Genomic DNA, 5,026 nt, shown 5'->3' on the forward strand with positions numbered 1-5,026 from the left:
GTTCCAGCCCATCAGGCCCAGACGCACGTTGAACGGAAAGCTCAGGCGGGTAACCGGCGCCGCACGCTCGATAGGCTCGATGGTTTTCAGGTACGCATGGATCGCGTCCGAATCTGCACGGGGCATCAGGTGGTACGAGGTGTACGGCATCGCCGGGTACAGATTCGCGCCGTCCCGGCGTTTGCCTTCGGTGAGCGCGGCGAAGAATTCGTCATCGGTGTACAGGCCAATGCCGTGCTCTTTGCTCGGGGTGATGTTGGTGCCATAGATGGTGCCGAACGGCGAAATGATTGGCAGACCGCCCGCAAACGGTGCGCCACCCGGTGCGGTGTGGCAGGCCATGCAGTCAGCGGCGCGGGCGAGGTATTCGCCGCGTTTGACTTGATCGTCCGCGTGCGCAACACCACCGGCGCAGCCAGGCCAACCGCCAGCGCAAGACGGGAAAGTAGTTGCTTCATGCTTAACCCTCCTTGACCAGGCCGAGATCGGTCAGCACGTTGCGGGTCGAGTTGTAGTAACGCACGTAGCCGGTGCAGCGGCAGATGTGGTGGCCGAGGCTGTCCTCAATGACTTTTTCCAGCTGGCTTTTGACGATGGGCTGACGCTGCAGCTTCTCGACCAGCACGGTCGCGGCATTGACGAAACCCGGCGCGCAGTAGCTGCACTGGAAGGCGAATTCATCGACAAAACGCTGCTGGATCGGGTTCAGCTCAGTGACTTTACCCTGATCGTCGCGGGTTGCGTGGCCTTCGATGGTGCGGACTTTTTTGCCTTCGAAATAGTGTGCCCCCGTGATGCAGGTGCGCACTTCTTCGCTGGTGCCGTCCGGGTTGTCGACGATCACCACACAGGCGTGGCAAATGCCCTGGCCGCAGCCGAGCCGCGAGCCGGTGAGGTTTTTGTATTCGTGCAGGTAATCGATCATCGGCAGGTCATCAGGGATGTCCACCGGGCCGACGGATTGACCGTTGAGGGTCAGTTGAAACGGACGGTTAGCCATTGAGGGCCTCCTTGATGCGCGCAGAAGTGATGGGCAGGTCGCGGACACGTTTGCCGATGGCGTGGGCCACGGCGTTACCGATGGCGCCGACAATCGGGATCATCACCACTTCGGCAATGCCCTTGGACGGGTCGCTCGGCGACAGCGGCGCCAGGATTTCGGCCGTCTGGTTCCACACCGCAACGTGGCGGGCCATCGGCAAACGGTAACGGTTGAAATTCCAGTCACCCTCCCCCGGCCCGCCTTCGTACAGCGGCATCTCTTCCATCAACGCATGGCCAATGCCCATGGCGATCCCGCCTTCGAGCTGACCCTTGACCAGCTCTTCCACCAGCACCCGACCGCACTCGACCCACGAGTGATGGTTGAGCACTTGCACGTCGGCGGAGCCCTTGTTCACTTTCAATTCCACCAGCGTCGCGACCGGGCTGTAGTAAGTCACCGCCGCATTGTTCAACTGGGTGTCCGGGTAGTGGACGTTCTGGCGATCCAGCAGGTGGAAACCGTTGCTGGTCATTTGCGCCAGTTTCGCCTTCGGCGCGCCGTCGCCGTACTTCACGGCCAGACCGTCGAGCGGCAGGCGTTCACGCACGCCGTCGATGCTGTAATCGGCCTCGGCCCAGCTCCAGCGGTTGAAGCCGTGCACGGTAGCGCCGGTCACCAGGCCTTTTTCATGGGCGTGTTTGGCCAATTGCGCAAAACTCAGCGGCTGCATGCCATTGGCGGTGAGTTTGCCGTCAACCCAATGCGCGTCTTCGCGGCGCACCACATACGGGTTGGCCTGGCCGCCGTAAGGGCCTTGGCCCCAGATCTGCAACGCCGCCGGCCACAGGCCGTGGTTGAACAGCACCCGAGAGGCTTCACGGGTGGCGTGGCTGAAGTAATACGCAGAATTGGTCGCCGACGAGGCCGACGCCAGTTTGCCGACCCAACGTGGGTTGCGCAAAAAACCATCCTGCTCGGCCTGGCTCATGACGTAAGGGTTGCCGCCCGTGATCAGTTGCAACTCTTGCCATTCGGTTTCGCCGGTCTTCACTTGCGTGGCCGGAATGCCGATGAAATCCGCCACAACCAGCGCTTGCGAGGTGGACATGCCGGTGCCGATTTCAATGCCGATATGGCGCAACGTCACGTGGCCTTCGGCGGTGAATTCGATGCTGGCCATCGGCGCCTCGGAGCCGGTGCCGAAGTCTTTCTGGCAGATGGCAAAACCCACGCCATACCAGTTATCCGGGTCAGCGGCTTCGCGCGTCTTTTTGATCTGGTCGCGGTTTTTCCAGACGTCGTGGGCAGCCGCTTTGTCGAGAATCTCGTGTAAGCGCAACGCCCCGGCCGGCACCGCGCCCTGGGTGTTTTTCATGCCCGAGAGCATGGCGTTTTTCTTGCGCAGGTCGATGGCGTCGATGCCCAGACGCCCGGCGATTTCGTCGACCATCATCTCGGTCGAGGCCATGCTCTGCAGGGTGCCGTAACCGCGCATCGAACCCGCTTCAACCGCGCGGGAATGGTAGGCCGTGACCTGCAAATCGTTCTGCGGCATGTAGTAAATCGACTGCGCTGCCGTGGCGCCAACCGCCGCCACCGAAGGGCTGTAGTTGATCCGCCCGCCGCCATCGACGTTCATCTCGGCGCGAAAAATCTGGAAACTGTGATCGTTCTTGTCCACCGCCAATTGGTAACGGATGTCGAACGGGTGACGCTTGATGCCACTCTGGAACTGCTCATAGCGGTCGTTGGCCAGGCGCACCGGGACACCGGCGCCATACAACGCGGCGAGGGCTGCGTAGTAGACAAAAATGTTGTGATCCTTGGAACCGTAACCAACGGTGTAGCCCGGGTGCATGTTCAGGTTCGCCAGGCCGAAGCGCGATGGCGCGATCATTTTTGCGGTTTCGGTGGCGGCTTCCAGCGGGCACTGAGTCGCGACGACAAAGTGCAAGGTTTTGGTGGCCGGGTCGTACCAGCCGTTGCCATTGTCCGGTTCCATCGCCGCCGGTTCAATCGACGGGGTTTTGTAGCGCTCGTCGAACACCAGCCAGTTGTCGGGCTGCGCGTCGATTTGCTGCTGCATCCGGTCGGCGTAAAACAGCCCGCGCTCGGTCAGGTTGCCGTGCAGGTCCGGCTGGGAATTCCACACCGGGCGACGGTTTTTCAGCATGGGGAACAGGATCGAATCCTTGAGGCTGGCGAATTCATCCTCGTCCGCCGAGGTCGCACCGCCGACGCGCACGTAGCGGAAGCTGCCGTATGGGTCACGTTCGTAGTACGGCACCTGGGCGCCGTAACGGATGGCTTTGTCATTGAATTTGAGTTTGGCCTTGGCCTGGCGGAAACGCTCGAAGTCGTTCCAGATCAGGATCGCCACAGGGTGACCGATGAACATCGGCACCTTGCCTTCCGGCAGCAGCGGATCCGGCGCGTGTTCTTCCGGGAAGACGATACCGTCCTTGTCCAGGTCGGCGGCGGTCACAATGCGGTCAGGCTGCAAGTCGGCACCGAGCCACGACAGATCGTAGCCGGCGTAGATGCGATCGGCCTTGGTTGTTTTCAGCAACATGGCGTGGCCCTGCTGCTGCGGCCAGCCCGGCATGTCCTTGGCGCGGATGTCGCGGGCAAAGACTTTGCTGCCGCAGACCTTGGACAAGGCGTCGTTACGCGAGCGCGCCTTGCCGTTGTTGCCCAGCCATTGCTCGGACGGCACGGTCACGCTGTTTTCCATCAAGGCAGCCAGCGCCTGGGTGCTGAGCGGTGTAAGCGTCACGCTCACACCCGCCACCAGCCCGCCCTGAAGGAACGAGCGCCGGGAAATATCACGGTTGGACATGGATCATCCTCTGGGCGGTTATGGGTCCGCCCTTTTAGTTATGTTCTGGGGGTCTCGATCCTTGCAGGAGCGCTTTCGCTGGAAACAAAAGGCTGGAGTTGACAGTGCAAAGCTGACCGAAAGGTTAACTTTATAGGTTTCTGCGCCTGCCGCAAACAATCTGTTACAAAAACCGAACAAAGAATCAACGCGTTGCCGCTTTGCTCTGAGTAGAAGCAAAGGTCGCGAAGGATCAGGGGAATGTCAGGATGGCTACACACGCAAAAGGATCGGCAAACATGTCATGCCGACAAAACGAGCGGTGGAGTTTTCTAATTTGGGGGAGCACAAACGAAAAAGGGCTCGCATGAAAAATCATGCAAGCCCTTGATATCTATGGTGCCCGAACCCGGAATCGAACCGGGACGCCCTTACGAGCGGGGGATTTTAAGTCCCATGCGTCTACCAGTTTCGCCATTCGGGCGGTAGCGCGGTGTTGCAGGGTTGGGAATATATAGACCCCGGCGCTTGGATGCAAGGTCGAGGCGCACCTTTATCGTGCTCATCCTGAGCTGAAAAACCTTGTCAGATCAGTGATCTACGCAGCCAACCTGGCATTGCACCAAGCGGGTTGGCTGACTGTCCTGGGCCGATGCCACGGGTTAAATGCAGCACTCGTTTTCCAGAATCAGCTAAGTTGAAGACTTTGGCGACACCAAAACCAATGATCAAACAGGAATGATCGCAATGCGCACCTTTTCAATCCAACATATAGATCATGTTGTTTTACGCGTGAAAGACATCACCCGCAGCCTGGCGTTTTACACCTCGGTACTGGGCTGTGAGGTCAAAAAGCGCCGTGACGACCTCGGCATGATCCACCTGAGTGCCGGGACGTCCCTGATTGACCTGGTCGATGTGAACGGGTCGATCGGTCGTGAAGGTGGGGAGCCGGCGGGCAAGCAAAGGCATAATGTCGATCACGTCTGCCTGAGGGTTGAGCCTTTTGATGAATCCGCGATTCTCAACCACTTGGCTGAGGCGGGTGTGTTTGCGGAAAAGGCGCAGAAGCGCTATGGCGCAGACGGAACAGGCTGGTCGATCTATTTCAATGACCCGGATGACAACCGGATCGAGCTGAAGGGCCCTGCCATTTAGTCTGGTTGCTTAGAGGGCGGCGAACGATACGTTTATCGTGCGCCAGGCTTTCAGCGCACTAGTCA

At 59.7% G+C, this 5,026-nt stretch carries 3 protein-coding genes, 1 tRNA gene and 1 pseudogene; 1 reads left to right on the top strand and 4 read right to left on the bottom strand.

The features are described from left to right. The 4 genes and pseudogenes from FEM54_RS24320 to FEM54_RS24335 all read right to left on the bottom strand — a co-directional run. A pseudogene (locus FEM54_RS24320) lies at positions 1 to 458 on the bottom strand (c-type cytochrome); the annotation flags it as partial. A 2-nt stretch (positions 459 to 460) separates the two neighbouring features. Continuing rightward, on the bottom strand, positions 461 to 1,000 hold the full coding sequence (locus FEM54_RS24325; protein ID WP_138453427.1) for a (2Fe-2S)-binding protein: 540 nt from the start codon (positions 998 to 1,000) through the stop codon (positions 461 to 463). Continuing rightward, the gene (locus FEM54_RS24330; RefSeq protein ID WP_138453428.1) at positions 993 to 3,824 is read right to left on the bottom strand and encodes a xanthine dehydrogenase family protein molybdopterin-binding subunit; all 2,832 of its coding nucleotides are present in this window, start codon (positions 3,822 to 3,824) and stop codon (positions 993 to 995) included. The genes FEM54_RS24325 and FEM54_RS24330 overlap by 8 nt, the downstream gene beginning before the upstream one ends. Positions 3,825 to 4,200: 376 nt before the next feature. Continuing rightward, positions 4,201 to 4,287, bottom strand: a tRNA-Leu gene (locus tag FEM54_RS24335). A 263-nt stretch (positions 4,288 to 4,550) separates the two neighbouring features. Between FEM54_RS24335 and FEM54_RS24340 the strand changes: the two genes are divergently transcribed. Then, positions 4,551 to 4,961 carry a VOC family protein gene (locus tag FEM54_RS24340; protein ID WP_017138850.1) on the top strand — a complete coding sequence of 137 codons (411 nt, stop codon included), beginning with the start codon at positions 4,551 to 4,553 and terminating at the stop codon, positions 4,959 to 4,961. Positions 4,962 to 5,026: the final 65 nt, after the last annotated feature.

It is taken from the genome of Pseudomonas edaphica (assembly GCF_005863185.1).
GTDB lineage: Bacteria > Pseudomonadota > Gammaproteobacteria > Pseudomonadales > Pseudomonadaceae > Aquipseudomonas > Aquipseudomonas edaphica.